At 72.0% G+C, this 23,114-nt stretch carries 20 protein-coding genes and 3 tRNA genes; 15 read left to right on the top strand and 8 right to left on the bottom strand.

Annotated elements, in window-relative coordinates:
• Positions 1-140: 140 nt before the first annotated feature.
• Positions 141-1,874: an Ig-like domain repeat protein gene (locus AB0C46_RS19230; RefSeq protein ID WP_362829017.1), complete on the bottom strand. Its 1,734-nt coding sequence runs from the start codon at positions 1,872-1,874 to the stop codon at positions 141-143.
• Between the two features lie 377 nt (positions 1,875-2,251).
• Between AB0C46_RS19230 and AB0C46_RS19225 the strand changes: the two genes are divergently transcribed.
• On the top strand, positions 2,252-3,040 hold the full coding sequence (locus AB0C46_RS19225; RefSeq protein ID WP_362829015.1) for a TSUP family transporter: 789 nt from the start codon (positions 2,252-2,254) through the stop codon (positions 3,038-3,040).
• A 168-nt stretch (positions 3,041-3,208) separates the two neighbouring features.
• On the opposite strand, the gene AB0C46_RS19220 is transcribed toward AB0C46_RS19225, so the two are convergent.
• Both AB0C46_RS19220 and AB0C46_RS19215 read right to left on the bottom strand, forming a co-directional pair.
• The gene (locus tag AB0C46_RS19220; protein ID WP_362829014.1) at positions 3,209-4,039 is read right to left on the bottom strand and encodes a class I SAM-dependent methyltransferase; all 831 of its coding nucleotides are present in this window, start codon (positions 4,037-4,039) and stop codon (positions 3,209-3,211) included.
• 216 nt (positions 4,040-4,255) lie between these two features.
• Positions 4,256-4,621 carry a cupin gene (locus tag AB0C46_RS19215; RefSeq protein ID WP_362829013.1) on the bottom strand — a complete coding sequence of 122 codons (366 nt, stop codon included), beginning with the start codon at positions 4,619-4,621 and terminating at the stop codon, positions 4,256-4,258.
• 326 nt (positions 4,622-4,947) lie between these two features.
• Between AB0C46_RS19215 and cutA the strand changes: the two genes are divergently transcribed.
• A complete protein-coding gene (gene cutA / locus AB0C46_RS19210; protein ID WP_362829012.1) occupies positions 4,948-5,313 on the top strand; it encodes a divalent-cation tolerance protein CutA in 366 nt (121 codons plus the stop codon).
• Between the two features lies 1 nt (position 5,314).
• Positions 5,315-6,370 (top strand): hypothetical protein, encoded by a 1,056-nt coding sequence (locus AB0C46_RS19205; protein WP_362829011.1) that lies wholly within the window; start codon positions 5,315-5,317, stop codon positions 6,368-6,370.
• Positions 6,371-6,396: 26 nt separating this feature from the next.
• Here AB0C46_RS19205 and AB0C46_RS19200 read toward each other — a convergent pair whose 3' ends face one another.
• Entirely contained in the window at positions 6,397-7,113 is a 717-nt protein-coding gene (locus AB0C46_RS19200) for an ElyC/SanA/YdcF family protein (RefSeq protein ID WP_362829178.1), read from the bottom strand.
• Between the two features lie 158 nt (positions 7,114-7,271).
• Here AB0C46_RS19200 and AB0C46_RS19195 point away from each other — a divergent pair, with 158 nt between their 5' ends.
• The 8 genes from AB0C46_RS19195 (at position 7,272) to AB0C46_RS19160 (ending at position 17,231) form a co-directional block, all read left to right on the top strand.
• Positions 7,272-7,712: a gamma-glutamylcyclotransferase family protein gene (locus AB0C46_RS19195; protein WP_362829010.1), complete on the top strand. Its 441-nt coding sequence runs from the start codon at positions 7,272-7,274 to the stop codon at positions 7,710-7,712.
• Positions 7,713-7,865: 153 nt separating this feature from the next.
• The gene (locus tag AB0C46_RS19190) at positions 7,866-8,891 is read left to right on the top strand and encodes an adenosine deaminase (protein WP_362829009.1); all 1,026 of its coding nucleotides are present in this window, start codon (positions 7,866-7,868) and stop codon (positions 8,889-8,891) included.
• Between the two features lie 140 nt (positions 8,892-9,031).
• A complete protein-coding gene (locus tag AB0C46_RS19185) occupies positions 9,032-9,967 on the top strand; it encodes a CbiX/SirB N-terminal domain-containing protein (protein WP_362829007.1) in 936 nt (311 codons plus the stop codon).
• The gene (locus AB0C46_RS19180; protein ID WP_362829006.1) at positions 9,964-11,277 is read left to right on the top strand and encodes a deoxyguanosinetriphosphate triphosphohydrolase; all 1,314 of its coding nucleotides are present in this window, start codon (positions 9,964-9,966) and stop codon (positions 11,275-11,277) included. Before AB0C46_RS19185 ends, AB0C46_RS19180 begins: the two co-directional genes overlap by 4 nt.
• Positions 11,278-11,555: 278 nt before the next feature.
• The gene (locus tag AB0C46_RS19175) at positions 11,556-12,821 is read left to right on the top strand and encodes an FAD-dependent oxidoreductase (protein ID WP_362829005.1); all 1,266 of its coding nucleotides are present in this window, start codon (positions 11,556-11,558) and stop codon (positions 12,819-12,821) included.
• Between the two features lie 9 nt (positions 12,822-12,830).
• Complete coding sequence (locus AB0C46_RS19170; protein WP_362829003.1) at positions 12,831-13,835, top strand: pyridoxal-phosphate dependent enzyme; 1,005 nt, start codon at positions 12,831-12,833, stop codon at positions 13,833-13,835.
• A 109-nt stretch (positions 13,836-13,944) separates the two neighbouring features.
• Positions 13,945-15,861: a DNA primase gene (gene dnaG / locus AB0C46_RS19165; RefSeq protein WP_362829001.1), complete on the top strand. Its 1,917-nt coding sequence runs from the start codon at positions 13,945-13,947 to the stop codon at positions 15,859-15,861.
• Between the two features lie 146 nt (positions 15,862-16,007).
• Positions 16,008-17,231, top strand: coding sequence for a sigma-70 family RNA polymerase sigma factor (locus AB0C46_RS19160; RefSeq protein ID WP_362829000.1), 1,224 nt, complete (start codon positions 16,008-16,010; stop codon positions 17,229-17,231).
• Positions 17,232-17,294: 63 nt separating this feature from the next.
• Here AB0C46_RS19160 and AB0C46_RS19155 read toward each other — a convergent pair whose 3' ends face one another.
• Both AB0C46_RS19155 and AB0C46_RS19150 read right to left on the bottom strand, forming a co-directional pair.
• The gene (locus tag AB0C46_RS19155) at positions 17,295-18,776 is read right to left on the bottom strand and encodes an FGGY family carbohydrate kinase (RefSeq protein WP_362828999.1); all 1,482 of its coding nucleotides are present in this window, start codon (positions 18,774-18,776) and stop codon (positions 17,295-17,297) included.
• A gap of 66 nt (positions 18,777-18,842) precedes the next feature.
• Entirely contained in the window at positions 18,843-19,142 is a 300-nt protein-coding gene (locus tag AB0C46_RS19150) for a YtxH domain-containing protein (RefSeq protein WP_362828998.1), read from the bottom strand.
• A gap of 219 nt (positions 19,143-19,361) precedes the next feature.
• Here AB0C46_RS19150 and AB0C46_RS19145 point away from each other — a divergent pair.
• From AB0C46_RS19145 to AB0C46_RS19135, 3 genes are all read left to right on the top strand, one after another.
• Positions 19,362-19,434, top strand: a tRNA-Asn gene (locus tag AB0C46_RS19145).
• Between the two features lie 5 nt (positions 19,435-19,439).
• Positions 19,440-19,512: transfer RNA gene (locus AB0C46_RS19140), tRNA-Asn, on the top strand.
• A 178-nt stretch (positions 19,513-19,690) separates the two neighbouring features.
• Positions 19,691-19,764 (top strand) — tRNA-Ile (locus AB0C46_RS19135).
• A gap of 89 nt (positions 19,765-19,853) precedes the next feature.
• Here AB0C46_RS19135 and AB0C46_RS19130 read toward each other — a convergent pair.
• Positions 19,854-20,270 (bottom strand): hypothetical protein, encoded by a 417-nt coding sequence (locus tag AB0C46_RS19130; RefSeq protein ID WP_362828996.1) that lies wholly within the window; start codon positions 20,268-20,270, stop codon positions 19,854-19,856.
• Between the two features lie 9 nt (positions 20,271-20,279).
• Between AB0C46_RS19130 and AB0C46_RS19125 the strand changes: the two genes are divergently transcribed.
• Positions 20,280-20,555: a hypothetical protein gene (locus tag AB0C46_RS19125; RefSeq protein WP_362828994.1), complete on the top strand. Its 276-nt coding sequence runs from the start codon at positions 20,280-20,282 to the stop codon at positions 20,553-20,555.
• Positions 20,556-21,137: 582 nt separating this feature from the next.
• Here AB0C46_RS19125 and AB0C46_RS19120 read toward each other — a convergent pair.
• Positions 21,138-22,823, bottom strand: a complete 1,686-nt coding sequence (locus AB0C46_RS19120) for an IPT/TIG domain-containing protein (protein ID WP_362828993.1) — start codon at positions 22,821-22,823, stop codon at positions 21,138-21,140.
• Positions 22,824-23,114: the final 291 nt, after the last annotated feature.

Raw genomic sequence — 23,114 nt, 5'->3', positions numbered from 1 at the left:
CCCAGCAGCCGTCCCCCGTATGCGTGTGACGGGGGACGGCTGTCCTGCCGGGTCGCTCATCGGCCCGAGGCCGTGCCCGCCGGTTCGGTCGAGTGGCCGCACGCCTCCTGCTGTGCAGTGCGCGAGCCGGGGCGGGGGCCTCAGGTGAGGCAGACGCCCAGAGTGCTGGACGAGCTGAGCGGCCCACTGGCGCCGGTCGTGGTCGCCGTGTAGCTGGCGTACAGCACCTGTCCGATGTTGAGGGTGGCCGTGCAGCTGGCGTTCCCGCTCGCGTTGGCCACGGCGGTGCACACCACGGGGCCGGCGGGGCCGTCCAGGTGGAAGGTGACCAGCGCGCCCGGAGTCGCGCCACTCGCGCTGAACGTGGCGGTGGCGAACGACCACGGCAGCGGGGGGAAGTTCACCGTGTAGCAGGCCGGGTGCGCCGTGAGCCCCCCTGTCGACCCGCCGACGTTGACGGTTGCCGTTGCGGAGACGCCGACGCAGGTGCAGGTGGTGTTGGCGGCGATCACGGTGGCGGTGACGACGTTGGCTCCGGCCGGGAGTGTGCTGGTGGTGACGCTGGCCTGGCCGGCGGCGGTGGTGACGCCGATGCCCAGGGGTCCGTTGATGGTGGAGAAGAGTACGGTCGCGCCTTGGACGGGGGCGTCGTTGCAGGTGACGGTGGCGGTGAGGGTCACCGGCTGGCCGGCGGTGGGTTTGGTGGGCGTGGACGTCAGTGTGACGGCGCAGCTCTGTGCCGGGGCGACGTTGACGGTTGCCGTTGCGGAGACGCCGACGCAGGTGCAGGTGGTGTTGGCGGCGATCACGGTGGCGGTGACGACGTTGGCTCCGGCCGGGAGTGTGCTGGTGGTGACGCTGGCCTGGCCGGCGGCGGTGGTGACGCCGATGCCCAGGGGTCCGTTGATGGTGGAGAAGAGTACGGTCGCGCCTTGGACGGGGGCGCCGTTGCAGGTGACGGTGGCGGTGAGGGTCACCGGCTGGCCGGCGGTGGGTTTGGCGGGCGTGGAGGTCAGCGTGACGGCGCAGCTCTCTGCTGCGGCGACGTTGACGGTCGCTGTCGCGGAGACGCCGACGCAGGTGCAGGTGGTGTTGGCGGCGATCACGGTGGCGGTGACCACGTTGGCTCCGGCCGGGAGCGTGCTGGTGGTGACGCTGGCTTGCCCGGCGGCGGTGGTGACGCCGATGCCCAGAGGCCCGTTGGCGGTGACGAAGAGGACCGTCGCCCCCTCGACGGGGACGCCGTTGCACGTGACGCTCGCGGTGACGGTCACCGGCTGGCCGGCGGTCGGGTTGGCGGGCGTGGACGTCAGTGTGACGGCGCAGCTCTGTGCCGCGGCGACGTCGACGGTCACCGTCGCGGAGACGCCGACGCAGGTGCAGGTGGTCTCGGCGGCGATCACCGTGGCGGTGATGACGTTGACGCCGGGCAGCAGTGTGCTGGTGGTGACGCTGGCCTGCCCGGCGGCGCTGGTGACGCCGACTCCCAGGGAGCCGTTGATGGTGGCGAAGAGGACCGTCGCCCCCTCGACGGGGATGCCGTCGCAGGTGACGGTGGCGGTGACGGTCACCGGCTGGCCGGCGGTCGGCGTGGAGGGTGTCGCCGTCACCGTGACCACACAGTCCTGCGCCTCGGTGACGGTCAGGGTCGCGGTGGCGGCGCCACTGGTGGCGCCGGCGGCCACCACGACGGCCGTTGTGGTCGCTGTGAAAGTGGCGCTCGCGTTGCCCAAGGCGTCAGCGGTGACGGACTGCGCGGGTACCGCGTCATAGGTGAAGGTGATCACCTCTCCCGGTGCGGCACCGGTGACAGCGGCTTGGAAGGTCTGGCCCGCCAAGACGGTCGGCGGGGTGAGAGTCAGAACGAGTGCCATGCTGGACAGCCCCTTTCGAAGGCTCCGTGAAGGAGGTGGGGGCTGAAGCACGCCGGAAGGCAGGAAACTGTCCGAGCGCGCTCACCTGCCGGGGGTGCCCTGAAGAACAACGACGGAACTGCCGCACACCAGCAGTCGTCCATGGTCCCCCGCCAGGGGATGGGCACCCCACCGTCGGTAGCACCGATTCAACGGAACGGCCGGACGCCACGCCACAGTTGGCGAGGGAAGTAATCCGGATGGCGCAGCGCGCGTCAGCGGGGGGTACCAACCCCTGGGTGGCCTGTGCGATCCCCGCCGACCGGGAAGCTGGCCAACACAGTTTCGGCATCCATGAATTCGGAGTCCAGGGCGGGGATGGTTCATAAGATCAACCGGTGCCTCCTGACATATCGCTGTTCACCTTGACCCTGCTCTGCCTGGCCGCGCTCGCGGCGGGCTGGATCGACGCCGTGGTGGGCGGTGGGGGACTGCTGCTGCTCCCCGCCCTGCTCGTCGGTCTGCCGCACACCCCGGTCGCGTACGTCCTGGGGACCAACAAGTCCACCGCCATCGTGGGCACCACCGCGGCCGCGGTCACCTACGTCCGCAAGGCCCCGATCGATGTACGGACCGCGCTGCGCATCGGCCTCGCCGCGGTCGCCGGTTCGCTGGCCGGGGCGTTCTTCGCGGCCGGTATCAACAGCGAGGTGCTGCGGCCGCTGATCATGGCCGTGCTGCTGGCGGTGCTGGTGTTCATCCTGCTGCGGCCGGCCTTCGGGACCGCCCCCGCGCCGTCGGGGCCGGTCTCCCGCAAGCGCATCGTGGTGGCGATCCTCGTCGCGGGCCTGGGCATCGGCTTCTACGACGGGCTGATCGGGCCCGGGACCGGTGCGTTCCTGATCATCGCGCTCGCCGCGGTGCTGCACATGGACCTGGTCACCGCCTCCGCCACCTCCAAGGTCGTCAACGTCTGCACCAACATCGGCGCGCTGACGATGTTCGCGATCCAGGGCACTGTGCTGTGGCAACTCGGCGCACTGCTCGCGCTGTTCAACTTTGCCGGTGGCATGGTGGGCGCCCGGATGGCCCTCAAGCGCGGTGCCGGATTCGTCCGCGGGGTGCTGGTGGTCGTGGTCGTCGCACTGCTGTGCAAGCTGGCCTACGACCAGTGGCTGGCGGTCTGACCGGGGCGGGCGGTCTGACCGGGGTGGGCGATGTGGCCGGGCCCGGCGGTCCGGCCCGGCGGTCCGGTCCGGCCCGGTCTGCCCGCTCACGCCGTCGGCCCGGTCTGCCCCATCGGCTCCTCAGCCCCGTCGGCCCGGCCGGCCCCGTCGACCCGCTCCCGCCGTCGTTCAGAAGCGGCAGTGGTACATCCGCGCCATGTCCCGCACCGCGGGCAGCTTCGCCGACACCCGGGCCGCCAGCCGGTTGCCCGCCGGCAGTTTTTCGATGCCAGGGGTCTCCAGGGCGCTGATGTTCTCGACGATCTCCAGCTTCGGGCTCAGCGCCGCGATCCCCGCGGTGTCCGTGCCCCAGTGGAGCCTCGCGCCGGCCTTCACCACGACGCGGTTGAGCCACTGGACGCGGATCGCGAACCGGCTGAAGGCGTCGAAGGCCAGCTCACCGCTCGGCACCCGGTCCATCAGCCGCCGCAGCAGCGCCGTGCCGTCCTCCTCGGTCAGATACATCAGCAGCCCCTCGGCCACGATCATCGTCGGCCGGTCCGGGGGGATCCGCGCGACCCACGCCGGATCGGTCACGGACGACGGGACGGCCGTGTAGCCCGCGCGCTCCGGGTAGAGCTGCTGCCGCAGCGCGATGACCTCGGGGTAGTCGACGTCGAACCACTGCACCCCCGGTCCCGGGTCGAGGCGGTGGACGCGGCTGTCGAGGCCGCAGCCCAGATGCACCACCGTCGCCTCCTCGTGCCGGGCGAGGAAACGCGCGGTCCAGACGTCCAACTGCCGGGCGCGCAGCGCGACTCCGGCGGCGTTGCCGGGGCTCAGCCGCATCTTGCTGAAGTCGTAGTCGAGCCGCCGCACGGTGTCGGCGGCCGTGGTGTCGCCGAGGATCGGATGCCTGGCGCGGCTGTCGACCGCGCGGCCGTAGAGCGTGGCGAGGAGGGTCTCCTTCTCCTCGGTCAGCTGCACCTTGGGACGCGGGGTGGTACGCGGACTGGTCATAAAGCAGAGACTACTTAAGATTCGGAAAAATGTGAAGACTCGGAAGGCTGGGGGCGGTGCTGGGTGCAAGGTGCGGCCGACCCGTACGGCATGCCGCCCTGCCGCCGGCTACCCCCGCCCCGCTTCCGGCCCGCCCCGCTTCCGGCCCGTCCCGCTTCCGGCCCGCCCCGCCCCGCCCCGCTTCCCACCCGCCCCCGCTTCCGTCCCACCCCCGCCCTACCTCCGGTCCGCCCCCGTGAGCGGGCCGGGGCGCGCCCCGGCCGGTATCTCCGTGACGGCCGTCAGCAGCACCGCCGCGTCCTCCAGGGCCAGCAGGCCGTGCCGCTCGCGCGGTGTCATGGCGACCTGACCGGCCGTCAGTTCCTGGCCGCCGCCCGCCCCGGTCAGCCGGACCCGCCCCCGCAGGACCTGCAGGCTCGCCGCCGGGGGTGCGTTGTGCTCATCCAGCGCGGCGCCCGCGACCAGTGCGATCACGGTCTGCCGCAGCCGGTCGTCGTGCAGGAAGAGACGGGCGCTGCGTCCGTGCGCGGAGGCCCTGGCCTCGTCGAGCTGCTGGCGGGCGAGCGCATCGAGATCGTCCATGATGCTGGCCTTTCGCGTACGGACCGGCGGCTGGGCTGCCCTTTCCATCGTTGCCGGTGCACGGGGGGACGCAACCGGGGAGCCCGCCCGCGGGCCGCGGGGCCCGGCGGGGCGGGGGCGGGCGGCGTCCGGGTGCATACCGCCGCGGGGCGGGCCGGTCACTTACGGGATGATCATCCGGTCCGTACGATGCGAGGCGGTCCGTGGCGTGGCCGAGTCCGCTCGGCCACGCCACGGCCTCCTGCCGCAGGCGGCCTTGCCCGGCCGAAGCGGCCCCACCGTCCCGTCCGTTCCCTCCCGTCCCCCACCGCGAAGGATGCGCACCCGTGGCCGACCCGACTGCCCCGAACAACCCGCCCGACCCCACCGGGCGGCAGGCCGGATTCCTGACCGTCATGACGACCACCGACAGCGAGACCAAGGCCCGGAAGCTGGCGCGCGGAGCGATCGAGGGCAGGCTCGCCGCCTGTGCGCAGATCAGCGCGCCGGTGACCTCGGTGTACCGCTGGGACGACGCGGTGGAGGCCAGCCAGGAGTGGCAGGTGCTGTTCAAGACGGCCGAGGCGCGCTACGACGCGCTGGCGGCCTATCTCCTCGACGCGCACGACTACGACACCCCCGAGATCATCGCCACCCCCATCACCCGCGGCGGCGCCGGCTATCTGTCCTGGGTCGCAGAGGAGACGAGCTGACATGGAGCGCGACACCACGGAACGCGGCGCCACGACGCGAGTTGACCGGGCGCGGCCCACCCGGAAGCGCTGGGTCAAGGCCGCGACGGCCGTGGCCGGCGTGACGGCGTGCCTGGCCACCGCAACCGTCAGCCACGCCGTCAACGACGCCCCGCGCGCAGCACCGAGCGCCGGCAACCCCAGCCCCACCCCCGGCGCGACCTGGACCAGCCGGGACGCCGCGGCCTACTGGACGGCCGACCGGATGGCGGGGGCCGCACCGGCCGGCAGCGACACCCCGGCCCGGCCCGATGCCCCGGCAGCGTCCGCCGCCCCGCCCGCCGCCACGACCCGGTCCGCCGCGCCGAAGGGGTCCGCCGCCGCGGCCCACGCCGCCCGTACCGCCCGGCACTTCAACGGCATCCCGTCCGTCGGTGTGCTGTTCTCCGTCGACGGGGACGCCAAGGCGCACCACTGCACCGCCAGCGTGGTGCACAGTCCGCACGGCAATCTGATCCTCACCGCGGGGCACTGCAATCCGGGGACCCGTGCCGCATTTGTCCCGCAGTATCGTTCCGCCGCGGCCACCCAGCCGCACGGGGTGTGGGCGATCGAGCGGACCTTCGCCTACCCCGAGCGCGGCACCACCGGCGCCGGGGCGGACCTCGACTTCGCCTTCGCCACCGTCGCCCCCGACGAGGACGACCGCACCCTCGAAGAGGTCACCGGCGGCAACACCCTTTCCCCGACGCCCGGTTACACCAACGACGTCACCGTCATCGGCTACCCGAACGTCCGGAACGACCCGGAGGACCGGGCCGTACGCTGCGCGGCCCGCACCAGCCGGCTGACCGGCACCCACGAACTGCGCATGGAGTGCGGCGGGTTCTACGGCGGCACCTCCGGCAGCCCCTGGCTGAGCGACTTCGACGAGGAGAGCCGGACCGGCCGGGTCATCGGGGTGATCGGCGGCCTCAACGGCGGTGGTCCGAAGGGCCCGGACGCCGACCGGATCTCCTACAGCCCGTACTTCGGGTCGAAGGTCCTCAGCCTCTACGCCCGCGCGGCCGAGAAGTGACCGCGGGGTGACGGAGGCGCCAGGCCCTAACGGCCGTCCGCCAGCGCCTCCGTCACCCCCTTCTCGCGCGGCCCGAGGAAGTGCGGATCGGGCCGCAGCAGCGCGTCCGCCGCCGCCTTCCCGGCCGCGAAGATCTCCCGCACACCGCCGTACGCCCAGGTCACATCGTGCTTGGCGGCCACCCCGACGCCGTTGGAATCGACTCCGGCCGCGTTGCACAGGGCCAGCGCACGCCGGATGTGGAAGCCCTGGCTGACCAGCACGGCCCGGTTCACACCGAAGATCCGGTGGGCCCGGCTGCAGGAGTCCCAGGTGTCGAAGCCCGCATAGTCGCTGACGATCTTCTGCGCCGGGACGCCGTGCCGCAGCAGATAGCTGCGCATCGCGTCCGGCTCGTCGTAGTCGGTCCGGCTGTTGTCGCCGGTGACCAGGACCGCGCGGACGGTGCCCCGCTCGTACAGCGCGGCGGCCGCGTCCAGCCGGTGGGCGAGATACGGCGACGGCGCGCCGTTCCACAGGCCCGCGCCGAAGACGATGGCCACCGGCGCGTCCGGCGCGTCCGCGACGTCGTGCACCCGGGGGCCGGCGGTGGCGTTCATCCAGGTCGCGGGCGCCAGCGCCAGCACCGTCACCGCCACCAAGGCCTGGAACGCGCGGCGCCGGCCACGCCGGGTCCGCGGCAGCCAGGGGCGGCGCACCCCGCTCCGTATCCGCCGCACCAGCCCCGGTACCGGCCCTCGCATCCCTGCCCCCGTCCCTGACCGCGTCCGCTCGCGGTCGATCTCGCAGGCTGCGACGCCGGGCACACCGGGATGGTTGCAGCGGCGGGCCGGCATCTCTGCGTGCGCGGCCTGGCATCGTGGCAGAGGGAACACCCCCGTCCGGAGAGGACCGCACCACCATGACCCGCGAGCCCGAGCGGCTGCCGTTCTTCGTCTACGGGACGCTGCGGCCCGGTGAGGCCAACTACGGCCCGACCCTGCGCGGCCGGACCGCGGCCGAGGAACCGGCCCAGATCGGCGGCGCGCTGCTGTACGACGGCCCCGGCTACCCCTATGCGACGGCCGGGCCCGCCGACGCGGTGGTGCACGGCGCCCTGGTCCGGCCCCGCGACCCCGACTACGACGAGGTGTGCGCGGTCCTGGACCGGCTGGAGGGCTACACCCCCGGCGACCCGCACAACCTCTACGAGCGGGTGCGCACCGAGGCCGTGTGCCCGGACGGCAGGACCGTACGGGCCTGGGTCTACCTGGCGGCCGAGCCACTCGCCGCCCGGCTGCGTGCCACCGGCACCCCCATCGAGGGCGGCGACTGGCCGGCCTCGCGGGCGGCGGCCGGCTGACCGGCGCCTTCGCGGACCGCGAACGGCACCCCTCCGCCCCGGGCGCCGCCGCGGCACCGGACCCCACCCCGGTTAACCTGGACGACTCCTCGGACACCGGGGCCGGCTCCCGTACCGAGAATCCTTTCCGTACCGCAGAACAGGTGTGACCGCGTGGCTTCCTCCCCGTCCTCCCCCTCCGCCGCAACCGCCCACGAGCCGCTGCCCAAGGCGGAACTGCATCTGCACATCGAGGGCACTCTGGAGCCCGAGCTGGCCTTCGCGCTCGCCGAGCGCAACGGCGTCGAGCTGCCGTACGCCACCGAGGACGAGCTGCGCCGCGCCTACTCCTTCGCCGATCTGCAGTCCTTCCTGAACCTCTACTACGCGCTGATGGCCGTGCTGCGCACCGAGGACGACTTCGCCGACCTCGCCCACGCCTACCTCGCCCGCGCCGAGAAGCAGGGCGTACGGCACGCGGAGATCTTCTTCGACCCGCAGGCGCACACCGCGCGCGGCGTCCCGATCGGCACCGTCATCAACGGCCTGGCCCGCGCCCTGGACAGCGCCCCGGAGACCTACGGCATCAGCACCCGCCTGATCATGTGCTTCCTGCGCGACGAGAGCGCCGACTCCGCCCTGACGACCTTCGAGGCGGCCCGCCCCTACTTCGACCGGATCACCGCCGTCGGCCTGGACTCGGCCGAGGTCGGGCACCCGCCGGCGAAGTTCAAGGAGGTCTTCGCGCTGGCCCGGGAGGCCGGGCTCAAGTGTGTGGCGCACGCGGGCGAGGAGGGGCCCCCGGCCTATGTGTGGGAGGCCCTGGACGTCCTCGGCGTGGACCGGATCGACCACGGTGTGCGCTCCCTGGAGGACGAGCGGCTGGTGGCCCGGCTGGTGGCGGACCAGGTGCCGCTCACCGTCTGCCCGCTGTCCAACGTCCGGCTGCGGGTCATCGACGACCTCGCCGACCACCCGCTGCCCGCGATGCTGGACGCCGGGCTGCTGGTGACCGTCAACTCCGACGACCCGGCCTACTTCGGCGGCTACGCGGACGACAACTTCACCGCCGTACGCGACGCCCTCGGCCTCGACGGGGAGACCCTGCGCACCCTCGCCCGGAACTCCTTCCGCGCCTCCTTCCTCGACGAGGCGACCCGCGAGCGGTACCTCCGGGAAGTGGACGCACACCAGGCGTAGCGCGTGTGCGGGCGGCAGGGCCCTGAGATGTCCCCTGCCGCCCGTCCTGCCCTTGGCACGAGGGCCGGTGGCAGCAGGCCGGAACACAACGTTCGCCCCGGCGAAACGGCACGGCAACGCCCGGCTGCCACGCTCAGGCCATGACGGCGCCGATACCGCACCTGCCCTCCGCGTCCTTGGCCCCCCTCGGCACGGGAGACCTCGCCGCCGAGATCACCGCACAGCTCAGTACCCAGCTCTGCCGCGTCCGGCTGCACGGCTTCCACCACCCGGAAAAGCCGGCCCCCACGCTCGTCGCCGTCGCCCACGGCAGCCGCGACCCCCGGGCCCTGCCCACCGTCCGGGCGCTGCTCGACCGGGTCCGTGCACTGCGCCCCGGCCTGGCCGTACGGCTCGGGCACATCGAGCTGAACCAGCCGCTGCTCGCCGACACCCTCGCCGGGCTGCGCGGCGAAGCCGTCCTCGTACCGCTGCTGTTCGGCCGCGGCCATCACGTCACCCACGATCTGCCCGCCGCGCTGGCGGCCGCACCGCACCTGACCGGCCGCGTCGCCGCACCCCTCGGCCCGCACACCCTGCTTGCCGAGGCGCTGCACGGCCGCCTCCTGGAGGCCGGCTTCCCCGGGGTCCCGTCCCCGCGCACCGCCGTGGTCCTGGCCGCCGCCGGCTCCCGGGCCCCGCGGTCCGCCCAGGACACCGAGCGCACCGCCCAGCTGCTCTCGGCCCGGCTCGGCGGCATCCCCGTCCTGCCCGCCTACGCCTCCGCCCTCCCGTCGCCCGCCACCACCCCGGCGCGAGACGCTTCGCGTCGCCCCTCTCAGACTGCCCTCACCGTCGCCGACGCCGTCCGTACGCTGACCGCCCGCGGCCACGACCGGATCGCCGTCGCCGGCTGCTTCACCGCCCCCGGCCGCTTCGCCACCCAGTGCGCGGCCGCCGCCCCCGGGACCGCCGCCGAGCCCCTGGGCGACCACCCCGCACTGGCCCGTCTCGTACTGCACCGCTACGACCAGGCGCTCCTCGCGCGTAACGGATCCGACCCCGAGCGCGTCAGGGCGGCTACCGTCGCGGTATGACGGGCACACCACCGACCATCCCCGGCTACACCGCGACCGACCTCGAACGCTGGGTCCCCGAGCCCGACAAACGGCCGGGCCGCACCGCCTTCCAGCGCGACCGCGCCCGGGTGCTGCACTCCGCCGCGCTGCGCAGACTGGCCGGCAAGACCCAGGTCGTCACCCCGGGCGCGCACACCCCCGCCTGGGACGCCAGCCCGCGTACCCGCCTGACCCACTCCCTGGAGTGCGCCCAGGTCGGCCGGGAGCTCGGCGCGGCCCTCGGCTGTGACCCGGACCTGGTCGAGACCGCCTGTCTGGCGCACGATCTGGGCCACCCGCCCTTCGGGCACAACGGCGAACAGACGCTCAACGAAGTCGCCGCGCCCTGCGGTGGCTTCGAGGGCAACGCCCAGTCGCTGCGTCTGCTGGCCCGTCTGGAGCCCAAGCGGTTCGTGCCCGCCGAAGACGGCTCGACGGTCAGCGTGGGGCTGAACCTCAGCCGCGCCGCCCTCGACGCGGCCACCAAGTACCCGTGGCCGCGCGGCGGGCACCCCACGGACCCCGCGTCCGGGAAGTTCGGGGTCTACGAGGACGACGCGCCGGTCTACACCTGGTTCCGGCAGGGCGCCCCCGACGGAGCCCAGAGCTTCGAGGCGCAGGTCATGGACTGGTCCGACGATGTGGCGTACTCGGTGCACGACGTCGAGGACGGGCTGCACGCCGGACACCTCGACCCCAATCTCCTGCTCGCCGACGCCGAACGCGCCGAGATCTTCGCCGTCGCCGGTGCACGCTATGCGCCGGGCGCCGGCCCCGAGGAGCTGGCCGCGGCGCTGGACCGCCTCCTGGAGCAGGAGTGGTGGCCGCACGGTTACGACGGCTCCGCGCTCGCCCAGGCCCGGCTCAAGGACGCCACCAGCCAGCTGATCGGCCGTTTCTGTCTCGCGGCCGAGGGCGCGACCCGGGCCCGGTGGGGGACCGGACGGCTCACCCGCTACGGAGCGGAGCTGGTGGTTCCGGCCGAAACCCGGCTGGAATGCGCCGTTTTGAAAGCCGTCGCCGACCGGTACGTGATGCAGCGTCCCGACCAGGAGGCGCTCCGCGCCGACCAGCGTGTCGTCATCGCCGAACTGGCCGAGGCACTGCTCGCCCGCGCCCCCGACGGCCTTGATCCACAGTTCCGTTCACTGTTCGACACGGCACCCGACGACACCGCACGGATGCGCGCCGTCATCGACCAGATCGCGGCCCTGACCGACGTCTCGGCCCGCTCGCTGCACGCCCGTCTCACCCGGCGCCCCGGTCACCGCGAGGCCAACTGGGGGTGACCCTAGGGGAAAGCCCCTCTTCCCCCCTCACGCTCCGTGCGGGACGCTCGAACCCGACCGTTCTCGAACGGAGCACCCTGACAACAGCGAACAGCGAGCCCTGACGACAGCGCACGGGACACCCCGGTCGGCAGACAGCGAAGGGGAAACCCCCGGTCGGCAGTGATCGGGAACCCCGGCGCTGCCGACCACATCAACGGGGGAGAGCACACCGGGGGGACATGGGGCGTTCACGGACGCGGACGCGGACGTACGGCACCGCAACGAGGAGGAAGCAAGTGGTCGACGCACACCAGACGTTCGTCATCGTCGGGGGTGGCCTGGCCGGCGCAAAGGCCGCGGAGACGCTCCGCGCGGAAGGCTTCACCGGCCGGGTGATCCTCATCTGTGACGAGCGCGACCACCCGTACGAGCGCCCCCCGCTCTCCAAGGGGTACCTGCTCGGCAAGGAAGAGCGCGACAGCGTCTTCGTCCATGAACCCGCCTGGTACGCCCAGGCGCACATCGAACTCCACCTGGGCCAGCCCGCCGTCCACCTGGACCCCGGGGCCAGGACCGTCCGCCTCGGCGACGGCACCCTGATCGTCTACGACAAGCTGCTGCTGGCCACCGGCGCCGAGCCGCGCCGCCTGGACATCCCCGGCACCGGCCTGGCCGGTGTGCACCACCTGCGCCGCCTCGCCCACGCCGAACGGCTGCGCGGCGTGCTGGCCTCCCTCGGCCGGGACAACGGCCATCTGGTGATCGCCGGAGCCGGCTGGATCGGCCTGGAGGTCGCCGCCGCGGCCCGCTCCTACGGCGCCGAGGTCACCGTCGTCGAGGCCGCCCCCACCCCGCTGCACGGCATCCTGGGGCCCGAACTCGGCGGCCTGTTCGCCGATCTGCACCGCGAACACGGCGTCCGCTTCCACTTCGGCGCCCGCTTCACCGAGATCGTCGGCCAGGACGGCATGGTGCTCGCCGTGCGCACCGACGACGGCGAGGAACACCCCGCCCATGACGTGCTCGCCGCGATCGGCGCCGCCCCGCGCACCGCACTCGCCGAACAGGCCGGGCTGGACCTCGCCGACCGGGAGGCCGGCGGCGGCATCGCGGTCGACGCGGCGCTGCGCACCTCCGACCCGTACATCTACGCCGCCGGCGACGTCGCCGCCGCCGACCACCCCCTCCTGGACAGCCGGCTGCGCGTCGAACACTGGGCCAACGCCCTCAACGGCGGCCCGGCCGCCGCGCGCGCCATGCTCGGCCAGGACGTCAGCTACGACCGCATCCCGTACTTCTTCTCCGACCAGTACGACGTCGGCATGGAGTACTCCGGCTACGCCCCGCCCGGCTCGTACGCGCAGGTCGTCTGCCGCGGCGACGTCGCCAAGCGGGAGTTCATCGCCTTCTGGCTCGGCGCGGACGGCCGGCTGCTCGCGGGGATGAACGTCAACGTCTGGGACGTCGCCGAAACCATCCAGCAACTCATCCGCGGCGGGGCGCCGTTGGCGCCCGAGGCGCTGGCCGATCCGGAGGTTCCGCTGGCCTCGCTGCTCCCGTAGCGTGCCCGTATGACGCCAAGCCTCAGCGGTCCCACCGGCCCCGGCAGCAGCGACGTCCCGGACGCCGTCACCCTCGACGACGTCCGGGACGCCGCCCGGCGGCTGGCGGGGGTGGCCCACCGCACGCCCGTGCTGCGCTCCCGCACCCTCGACGCCCTGGTCGGCGCCGAGGTCCACCTCAAGTGCGAGAACTTCCAGCGGGTCGGCGCCTTCAAGTTCCGCGGCGCCTACCACGCCCTCTCCCGGCTGTCCCCGGAACAGCTGGCCCGTGGAGTCGCCGCCTACTCCTCCGGCAACCACGCCCAGGCCGTCGCCCTGGCCGCCCGGGAGCTGGGCAGCCACGCCGTCATCGTGATGCCCGAGGACACCCCGAAGTCCAAGAAGGACGCCACCGCCGGCTACGGCGCCGAGATCGTCACCTACGACCGCTACACCGGCGACCGCGTCGCGATCGGCCGGCAGCTCGCCGACACACGCGGCCTCGCGCTGATCCCGCCGTACGAGCATCCGCACATCATCGCCGGCCAGGGCACCGCCGCCCTGGAACTGATCGAGGAGACCGGCCCGCTCGACGCGCTGCTGACGCCGGTCGGCGGCGGTGGCCTGATGGCCGGCTCGGCCACCGCCGCCACCGCCCTGGTCCCCGGCATCCGCATGATCGGCGTGGAGCCGGAGGCCGGCGACGACACCCTGCGCTCCCTGGCCGCCGGCCACCCCGTCACCATCCCGGTCCCGCACACCATCGCCGACGGCCAGGCCGCCGAGCGCCCCGGCGAACTGACCTTCTCCATCAACCGGCGGCTGCTCGACTCGGTCGTCCTGGTCAGCGACGACGAGATCCGCGCGGCCATGAAGCTGGCCTTCGAACGCCTCAAGATCGTCACCGAGCCCAGCGGCGCCAGCGCCCTGGCCGCCCTGCTCGCCGGCCGCATCGCCCCTCTGCCGCCCCGCATCGGCGTGATCATCTCGGGCGGCAACGTGGGGCTGGACCGCTTTCTGGAACTGCTGGGGTGAGCGGAGAGCCGGGACCGGGAGCCGCCGGCACCGCCCGCGGCCGCTCGGCCGGACCGCCCGGCAGCTGCCTGCGGCCGGGGCTGTCCGCGCCCGGCCGTAGAATTCACGCGTGGCAGGCAGGATCAACGATGACGATGTGAAGGCGGTGCGGGACGCGGTCCCGATCGACGCCGTCGTGTCCGAATATCTCCAGCTCCGCAACGCCGGTGGCGGCAACCTCAAGGGCCTGTGCCCCTTCCACGACGAGAAGTCCCCGTCCTTCCACGTCAGCCCGGCCAAGGGGCTCTATCACTGCTTCGGCTGCCAGGAGGGCGGCGACACCGTCGACTTCGTCATGAAGATCGACCACCTCTCCTTCGCCGAGACCATCGAGCGCCTCGCCTCCCAGGCCGGTATCACCCTGCGCTACGAGGAAGGCGGCTACACCCCCGGCCGCCAGCAGGGGGAGCGCACCCGCCTGGTGGAGGCCCACAAGGCCGCCGCCCAGTTCTACGTCGAGCAGCTCGACAGCCCCGAGGCCGAGATCGCCCGCAAGTTCCTCGCCGAGCGCGGTTTCGACCAGTCCGCCGCCCAGCATTTCGGCGTCGGCTACAGCCCGGCCGGCTGGGACCACCTCACCCGCTTTCTGCGCGGCCGCCGCTTCAGCGACCAGGAGCTGGTCCTCTCCGGCCTCTCCCAGGAGGGCCGCCGCGGCCCCATCGACCGCTTCCGCGGCCGTCTGATGTGGCCGATCCGCGATATCGCCGGCGAGGTCGTCGGCTTCGGCGCCCGCAAGCTCCGCGACGACGACAACGGCCCCAAGTACCTCAACACCCCCGAAACCCCCATCTACCGCAAGTCCCAGGTCCTCTACGGCATCGACCTCGCCAAGAAGGAGATCGCCAAAACCAACCGCGCGGTCGTGGTCGAGGGCTACACGGACGTGATGGCCTGCCATCTGGCCGGGGTCACCACCGCCATCGCCACCTCCGGTACGGCCTTCGGCGAGGGCCACATCAAGATCCTCCGCCGCCTTCTGATGGACAACTCCGGCTCCGAGGTCGTCTTCACCTTCGACGGCGACGCCGCAGGCCAGAAGGCCGCCCTGCGCGCCTTCGAGGACGACCAGAAGTTCGCCGCCGAGACCTCCATCGCCATCACCCCGGGCGGTATGGACCCGTGCGATCTGCGGCTCGCCAAGGGCGATCAGGCCGTCGCCGACCTCGTCGAGGCCCGCACCCCGCTCTTCGAGTTCGCGCTGCGCCATGTCGTCTCCCGGCACAACCTCGACACCACGGTGGGCCGCGCCGCCGCCCTCGACGAGGCCGCCCCCATCGTCGCCCACATCAAGAACAGCTCGATCCAGCACGAGTCCGCCGTCCAGCTCGCCGGCATGCTCGGCATCCTGGACACCCAGTTCGTGGTCAAGCGTGTCGCCCAGCTCGCCCGCTGGGCCCGGGAGCGAGGCCGCGAGGGCGGCCCCGACCAGGGCCGTCAGCAGCGCCGCGGCCAGACCCCGGCGCCCGCGGAGGCCCGCCCCGCGCCCGGCCCGCGCGGCCCGGCGCTCAACCTCCGCAGCCCCGCCCACCGCGTCGAGCGGGAGCTCCTCAAGCTGGCGCTGCAGCGCCCCGACCTGGTCTCCCCGGCCTTCGACGCCTACGGTGCCGACGAGTTCACCGCCCCGCCCTACACCGTGGTCCGCCAGTGCATCGAGGACGCCGGCGGTGCCGCGGCCGGCGCCGCCGACCAGGGCTTCGTCCCCCGGGTGCGGGAGGCCGCCCCCGACGACACCGTCCGCGCCATGGTCACCGAACTCGCCGTCGAACCCCTGCACACCCGCCGCGACCCCGACGAGGCCTACGCCGGCGTCCAGTTGGTCGCCGTCCGCCTCGCTGCCGTCAACCACCGCGTCACCGAAATCCGCGGCACCCTCCAGCGCCTCGGCCCCCGCGCCGACCCCGAACACCTCGCGGCCGTGCAGAACGAGCTGTGGGTCCTCCAGCAGTACGGTCAGTCGCTGCGCGAACGCGGATACGCGGCCCTGTAGCTCCCGGGAGCCCGGCCGCCCGGGGAGCCGGCCCGCGCCGCCCCGCCCGTAACACCCCGCGGTAGCCGTCCGGTCACGGACCGGACTCAAAAAATGCACGCACGCCCCTCGTGGCAGGCGTGTGTCGTACTCCACACTGAGAAGCGGTGCCTGAGTCCTCGGTGCGCCGCGGGCCCGGCCGTACCCCACCGGAATCCTCCGCGGAACCACTCGTGACGTACGGGACGGACGGCGGCCCGGCCGCCACCGTGCCCGACCTTTCTGCCGCTTCAGCAGCGATCACCCTGGAGGTCGCCCCCGTGCAGACCCAGACCCTCGCCGATGCGCCGGCCGCCACGGAACCGGACACGGAGCCGGCCGCGGAGCCGCTCACTGTGCCGCAGCAGGCCGAACCACCCGCCGCCGAGATGATCGTCGAGGAGATCATCCCGCAGCCGGTGCCGCGCCCCGAGACGGGCAGCCCGTCCTCCGATCTCTTCCGCCAGTACCTCCGCGAGATCGGCCGGATCCCGCTGCTCACCGCCGCCGAGGAGGTCGAGCTCGCGCGCCGCGTCGAGGCCGGTCTCTTCGCCGAGGAAAAGCTCACCCACGCCCCCGACCTCTCCTCCCAACTCGCCTTCGACCTCGACAAGTTGGTGGTCCTGGGCCGGATGGCCAAACGCCGCCTCATCGAGGCCAACCTGCGTCTGGTGGTCTCCGTCGCCAAGCGCTATGTCGGCCGCGGGCTGACCATGCTCGACCTCGTCCAGGAGGGGAACCTCGGACTGATCCGCGCCGTCGAGAAATTCGACTACGCCCGCGGCTACAAGTTCTCCACCTACGCCACCTGGTGGATCCGTCAGGCGATGTCCCGCGCCCTCGCCGACCAGGCCCGGACCATCCGCGTCCCGGTCCATGTCGTCGAGCTGATCAACCGCGTGGTGCGGGTCCAGCGCAGAATGCTCCAGGAGCGCGGCTGTGAACCGACGCCCGAGGAGGTCGCCACCCACCTCGACCTGACCGAGGAGCGGGTCAGCGAGGTGCTGCGGCTGGCCCAGGAGCCGGTCTCGCTGCACGCCCCCGTCGGCGAGGAGGAGGACGTCGCCCTCGGCGATCTCATCGAGGACGGCGACGCCGCCTCACCCGTCGAATCCGCCGCGTTCCTGCTGCTCCGCGAGCACCTCGACGCGGTGCTGTCCACCCTCGGCGAACGCGAACGCAAGGTCGTCCAGCTCCGCTACGGCCTCGCCGACGGCCGCCCCCGCACGCTGGAGGAGATCGGCCGGATCTTCGGCGTCACCCGCGAACGGATACGGCAGATCGAGTCCAAGACCCTCAACAAGCTCCGCGACCACGCCTTCGCCGACCAGCTCCGCGGCTACCTCGACTGAGGCCCCCGGGCCCGGCCCTGCACCACGCCCGGCACACCCCCGGCCGGTCACGCCTCCGCCCGGTCACGCCTCCCGCTGGAACGCCCCCGGATAGGCCTCATCGCGCACCGCCGCGTACTGCTGGCGCACGGCCTGGCCGACCGCCAGCTCCTCACCCGGCTCGAAGACCTGGCTCGCGGCGGCCGGCCACTGCGGGGGCTCGACCCAGGCGGGCCCGCCGCCCGGTCCGGACTCCGCGCCGCCGGCCGGGGTGAGCGTGCCGTGCGCCACGCCCCACGCCCAGGCCGCCTGCCGGGCCGCGCCCAGCGCCGCGTACTCCGCCGGCTGCGGCACCACGACCGGCACCCCGAACAGCGCCGGCGCCACCGCCTGCACCGCGAACAGCTCCGCGGCCGCGCCCAGCAGGAACACCCGGCGCACCGCCATGCCCCGCCCCCGCAGCACGTCCAGCGCGTCCGCAAGCCCGCAGAGCATGCCTTCCAGGGCCGCCCGCGCCAGATGCTCCGGCTTCATGCTGTCCCGCCGCATCCCGTGCAACGAACCGGCGGTGTGCGGCAGATGCGGGGTCCGCTCGCCCTCCAGATACGGCAGCAGCACCATGCCGTAGGCACCGGGCGACGAGTTCATCGCCAGCTCGGACACGCCCTCCAGATCCGTCCCCAGCATCTCCGCGGCACCACGCAGCACCCGCACCGCGTTGCTGGTGTGCACCACCGGCAGATGCCGGCCGGTGGCGTCCGCGAACGAGGTGATCGTGCCGCTCGGGTCCACCAGGGCCTCGTGATGAATCCCGAACACCGACCCCGAGGCGCCCAGCGACACCACCGCGTCGCCCTCCCCGACGCCGAGCCCGAAGGCGGCGGCCATCGTCTCGCCCGTACCGGCGGAGATCAACAAGCCCTCCGGGGTGAACCCCGCCGTCCCCGACGGGCTCAGCAGCTCCGGCAGCCGCACCTGATGGCCCAGCGCCAGCTCCACCAGATCCGGCCGGTACGACCCGGTCGCCGCCGACCAGAATCCCGTCGCCGAGGCCCCGCCGCGGTCCGTCGTCCGCCGGGCAGGCCGCCCCAGCAGCTGCCACGCCAGCCAGTCGTGCGGCTGCATGACCTCCGCGATCCGGGCCGCATGCGCCGGCTCCGTACGCGCCAGCCAGCGCAGCTTCGTCACCGCATGGGTCGCCTGCGGCACCGCTCCGACGGCCTGCGCCCACGCGGTACGCCCGCCGAGCGAGTCGATCAGATCCGCGGCCGCGCTCTGCGCCCGCTTGTCATTGCCGACCAGGGCGGGCCGTACGAGATTGCCCTCGACGTCCAGCGGCAGCAGACCGTGCGGCTGCGCGGCGACACCGATCGCCTGCACGCCTTCGAGCAGCCCGTTGCCGGCCGCCTCGCCGAGCGAGATCAGCCAGGCCTGTGGATCGACCTCGGGCCCCTTCTCGACGGGGTGCGGCGCATACCCGCGCCTGATGACGGCGCCTGTGTCCGCATCGCAGACGACGATCTGTGTGCTCTCGGACGAACTGTCCAATCCGGCGACTATCCCCATGGCCTCAGATGATGCCCCATACGACGCATAGGGAGAGAGTCAGGGTTTGCCCGGGAGCGCCGCGGCTCACGTGTTGCTCGTGCCCCAGTCGTCCTCATCGGAGCCGCGCTGCTCGCGCAGCGAGCGGACCCGGTCGGTGACGGAGGTGGGCAGCCGGTCCCCGACCTTGGCCGACACCGTCCCGAAGGCCTTCGACGCCGCCTCGCGCCCGGTCAGCGCGGCGGACTCCGCGGTGTTCCGGACCGCCGGATTCTGGCTGATCCGCTGGGCGGCCTTGCGGAGCTGCTCGTACCGCTCCCGGCCGGCCCGTGCGCCGAGCACGTACCCGGTGGCCAGTCCCGCGATGAACGTGAGCCGGTAGCGCATTGCTCCACCTTTCCTCTCGTCGGTCCCGTCCGGTGCCGGTGCGCACCGGAGTGCCGGGCTGTGCCGCGCGCCTACCCTCCGGGGCCACAGATCACCCGAGGTGACCTGAGGCGATACCGATTGGCGGAGCACCCCCCTGCTTGCGCTAATGTATGTGTCGCAGCGAGCGCGCGCCGTCCGGAAGACCGGGCAGCGGTGCATTCGAGGCACACAGAGCAATCCCCTGTAGCTCAATTGGCAGAGCAGCCGGCTGTTAACCGGCAGGTTACTGGTTCGAGTCCAGTCGGGGGAGCTCGGTCCCCTGTAGCTCAATTGGCAGAGCATTCGGCTGTTAACCGGAGGGTTACTGGTTCGAGTCCAGTCGGGGGAGCAGAGAGAACGAGGACCCCGGAAGGGGTCCTTTTTCTTGTGCCATGGAACCAACCGCCCGTGATCGAAGTCCTCTTGGGCGTGCGTGGTCGCGCGATGGCAGCCCTCACGGGCAACAGATCGTATGAGCGGCTATGCTGCGGCAGACGGCGCGCACAAATGTGCGCGACGCGCCGTGGGGGGCGGTAGCTCAGCCGGTTAGAGCAGCGGACTCATAATCCGTCGGCCGTGGGTTCGAGTCCCACCCGCCCCACCGCAGCACCCAGGGGGGAGAACCTTTCTACCTGGGAGAACGTGAGAAGGGGGGCCACCGCGTCAGCGCGGCGGCCCTCCTTCATCCGTTCAGACCAAGATCCAGTGGACACGCAGTGGACACAGGATCAGATCCGGGGGAGGCCCAGCCTCACGCCGCCGTTCGACGACGGCTTGGAGCACGGCGGGCAGATCTTGCTGCCGCAGGCGGCAGACCAGTCGGCAGAGACAGCCCGCCAGCCCCGGTGCCTCGGTGCGGGCGATCGTGAAGCGCGTGAGCGAGAAGTACGACCGTTGATCCTCCAGGTAGCGGTCGTTGAAGTTCTCGACCCGGACCAGGTCGTGGAGGCGGACCGGAGGCAGGCCGGACAGCTCTACGAGGCGTTTGAAGCGCCGGGACATCCAGTCGGGGTGTATCTCTTCGCCGTTCTCGTGCGTCCACACACGGCCGGTCCCAACGTAGGCGTCGCCCCACTCCTGCCGTTTCTGCTCCTGCTCGGCGCGCAAGCTGACCAGGTGGTCGCCAGACTCCAGGCGTTGTCGTGGGCTTCGCACACACCGACGGACCGGGCGGCGGTGCGGGCGACCGAGGACCCCACGCAGTCCGCCGCCGTCGCCCTGTCGCCCAGCGGGGATGTGATGGCCATCGTCACCGGCCGTGCCGACATCGCCGTGACCAGCCCGCCCAGCGGGAACGGAGACATCGTGACTCCCGCGCATATCGAGCTGCCCGGCCGGTCCGGTGCCGTCGTGGCCGCCGCACCGATCGGCGCGCACACCACCCTCCACTAGGTGAGTGGGGCGATCGTGGCATCCGGTTTTGACCCGCCGGGCGCTGGGATTCCGCGATTGCCCGATGGCAACTCGGCACCCCGGCACCTGGTCTGTCCGCCGACAGCTAGCGCAGCCCCGCTTTCGCAACGACGAACCGCCGCAACCTCCGCGGGCGGACAACACCTCGGCATCACCATCACTGACCCGGCGTTTGCGTTACTTACACCCCGCACTCCGCCTCTGCCTCCGCATCGGGGTGGCTGCCAAGTACGCGGAGATGGTCGCCGAGGACCGAGACCTCAAGCTCAGGGGGTACGCGGTGTTCTGCTTCGGCCACGACGAGCTCAAGCGTCCTGATAACGCCCAAGCCGTGACCTCGGTCGGGGAACGAGCCGATCAGGTCGAAGGGTTGGCCGACTGCGTTCGCGTCGGCGTCGTCGGCCGGACCGACGGCCGCTGGGCCACTCCGCACATAGGTTCCTGGATGCCTACGCGGTGCCACTCCTGTGGGGCCGCCTTGGACAGAATGCCGGAGCGGCGCGCACGCATGTGCGCCTGTACCGCGTCGGCGCCCCTCGTTGGGCTGCCATCCGGGTTCTGTCAGGTGTAGGTGTAGGCGCCGGGGAGGGTGGTGGTGCCGCCGGCGGTGGTGACGGTGACGTCTGCGGGGCCGGTGGTGGGGCTGGGCGGGACGATGGCGGCCAGGACGGTGTCGGAGCCGATGCTGTACTGAGCGATGATGCCGTTGATGGTGACCTTGGTGGTGGTGGCCAGGTTCCGGCCGGTCAGGTTGATGGTGTTCCCGCCGAAGGAAGTGCCGGTGACGGTGCTCAGGCCGGTGAGCAGTGGTGGGTTGATGTAGGTGTAGGTGAGTGTCTCTGTGTTGTGGCCGCCTGCGGTGGTGACGGTGATATGCACCGGGCCGGGGGTGATGGCGGGTGGGGCGGCGACGGTGATCTGCTGGTCGGAGACGATGAGGGGCAGGGCCGGTACGGCGTCGAAGAGTACTTGGCTGGCTGTGGCGAGTTGGGCGCCTTGGATGGTGATGAGGTTTCTGCCCAGGGTCGGGCCGGCGGTGGGGCTCAGGGAGTGGGCGTTGCCGCTGGGGTAGTAGCTGAAGGGTTTGGGGTTGCTGGTGCCGCCTGCGGTGGTGACGGTGACCGCGGCCACGCCGGAGCCGGGTGGGGAGACGGCGATGACCTGGTTGGCCGTGTTGGCGATGACGGTGGCGGAGATGCTGCCAAATTTCACCGAGGTGATCCCGGTGAGGTTGGTGCCGGTGATCGTGACCTTGGTTCCGCCGGATTGGGGACCGAGGGTGGGGGCCATCGCATTGAGTGTCTGGATGACGCTGACGGTGTTGGAACCGCTGTTGGCCACGTAGACGCTCAGATCGTTGGGGGTGACCGCGATCCCGGCCGGCGCGGTGCCCACTGCGATGGTTTCGCTGACCGTGTTGGTGGTGGTGTCGATGACGCTGACGGTGTTGGAGCTGTTGTTGGCCGTATAGACCTGGCGGCCGTCGGTGCTGGCAGCCACTCCCCAGGGGGTGGCGCCGACCGCGATGGTGGCGGTGACCGTCCGAGTGGTGGTGTCGACGACCTTGACGGTGTTCGCGCTGCTGTTGGCCACGTAGAGGCGACCGCCGTCGCGGGTGACCGCCACTCCGATCGGAGCGGACAGGCCGGAAAGGGTCGCCACCACGGTGTTGGTGGCAGTGTTGATCACGCTGAGGGTGTTGCTGTCCCTGTTCGTCACGTACACCTCCAGCCCGGTGGGGGCGACCGCGACCCCGGTAGGTGCGGCACCGACCGCAATCGTCGCCAGCACCGTATCGGAGAGCGTGTCGATCACGCTGAGGGTGTTCGAACCCTGGTTGGTGACGTAGACGCGCAGGCCGCTGGGACCCACAGCGATGCCATAGGGAGTGCTTCCCACGGCGATCGTGCCCGTGACGTCGAGGATGTCTCTCAGCGCGGTACTGACAGCGCGTGTGCCACTGTTCGCCACGAACAGACGGGTGTTGTCCGGGGTGACGGCTACCCCGCTGGGGGTGGTGAAGGGGGCGATGGCGGTGCTCGCGGTCTGTGTTCCCACGTCCACAACGCTGATCGTCCCTGAAACGCTGTTGGCCACGTAGACGTGCAGTCCGAGGACACCGACCGCCAATGCCAGCGGCTTGGTCCCCACCGGAACCGTCAACACTGACCGCGGGATCACAGCAGTGGGAGAGGCGGCGTCCAGGATCGGCCCCTTCGCACCGGAGGTATTCAGTTCGCTCACCATGCACCTGCCATCAGCCGGGCCCCAAGGGGGCGATGGAGACTGCCGGGATCCCGGCATGCATGGATCGTCTCCGCGACCGTACGTTCTCGAACGGCGCGAGACGGGCTGCAAGTGGCAAAGAAAGCAATGTCCGACAAGAGGAAATGCGCCTGAGCCCCGATGGGGCTCACATCTGCCGCGCGCTCCCCCTAGTGTTCTGAGTTAGGAATTCGTTTCAGATAGCCGGCGAGGCGTTCGAGGATCTCGTCGGCGGTCTTCGTCCAGACGTATGGCCTGGGGTTGGTGTTCCAG

It is taken from the genome of Streptomyces sp. NPDC048637 (assembly GCF_040650675.1).
Taxonomy (GTDB): domain Bacteria; phylum Actinomycetota; class Actinomycetes; order Streptomycetales; family Streptomycetaceae; genus Streptomyces.
The sequence above is the reverse complement of the archived record's forward strand: the minus strand, read 5'-3'. Positions and strand labels throughout refer to the sequence as shown.

Bases quoted from the DNA above. Each gene is read 5' to 3' on its own strand.
- AB0C46_RS19180 (WP_362829006.1), top strand. From the start codon at position 9,964: ATGACGGGCACACCACCGACCATCCCCGGCTACACCGCGACCGACCTC.
- AB0C46_RS19205 (WP_362829011.1), top strand. From the start codon at position 5,315: ATGGAGCGCGACACCACGGAACGCGGCGCCACGACGCGAGTTGACCGG.
- AB0C46_RS19230 (WP_362829017.1), bottom strand. From the start codon at position 1,874: ATGGCACTCGTTCTGACTCTCACCCCGCCGACCGTCTTGGCGGGCCAG.
- AB0C46_RS19170 (WP_362829003.1), top strand. From the start codon at position 12,831: ATGACGCCAAGCCTCAGCGGTCCCACCGGCCCCGGCAGCAGCGACGTC.
- AB0C46_RS19120 (WP_362828993.1), bottom strand. From the start codon at position 22,823: ATGGTGAGCGAACTGAATACCTCCGGTGCGAAGGGGCCGATCCTGGAC.
- AB0C46_RS19195 (WP_362829010.1), top strand. From the start codon at position 7,272: ATGACCCGCGAGCCCGAGCGGCTGCCGTTCTTCGTCTACGGGACGCTG.
- AB0C46_RS19185 (WP_362829007.1), top strand. From the start codon at position 9,032: ATGACGGCGCCGATACCGCACCTGCCCTCCGCGTCCTTGGCCCCCCTC.
- AB0C46_RS19200 (WP_362829178.1), bottom strand. From the start codon at position 7,113: ATGCGAGGGCCGGTACCGGGGCTGGTGCGGCGGATACGGAGCGGGGTG.
- AB0C46_RS19220 (WP_362829014.1), bottom strand. From the start codon at position 4,039: ATGACCAGTCCGCGTACCACCCCGCGTCCCAAGGTGCAGCTGACCGAG.
- AB0C46_RS19155 (WP_362828999.1), bottom strand. From the start codon at position 18,776: ATGGGGATAGTCGCCGGATTGGACAGTTCGTCCGAGAGCACACAGATC.
- AB0C46_RS19150 (WP_362828998.1), bottom strand. From the start codon at position 19,142: ATGCGCTACCGGCTCACGTTCATCGCGGGACTGGCCACCGGGTACGTG.
- AB0C46_RS19215 (WP_362829013.1), bottom strand. From the start codon at position 4,621: ATGGACGATCTCGATGCGCTCGCCCGCCAGCAGCTCGACGAGGCCAGG.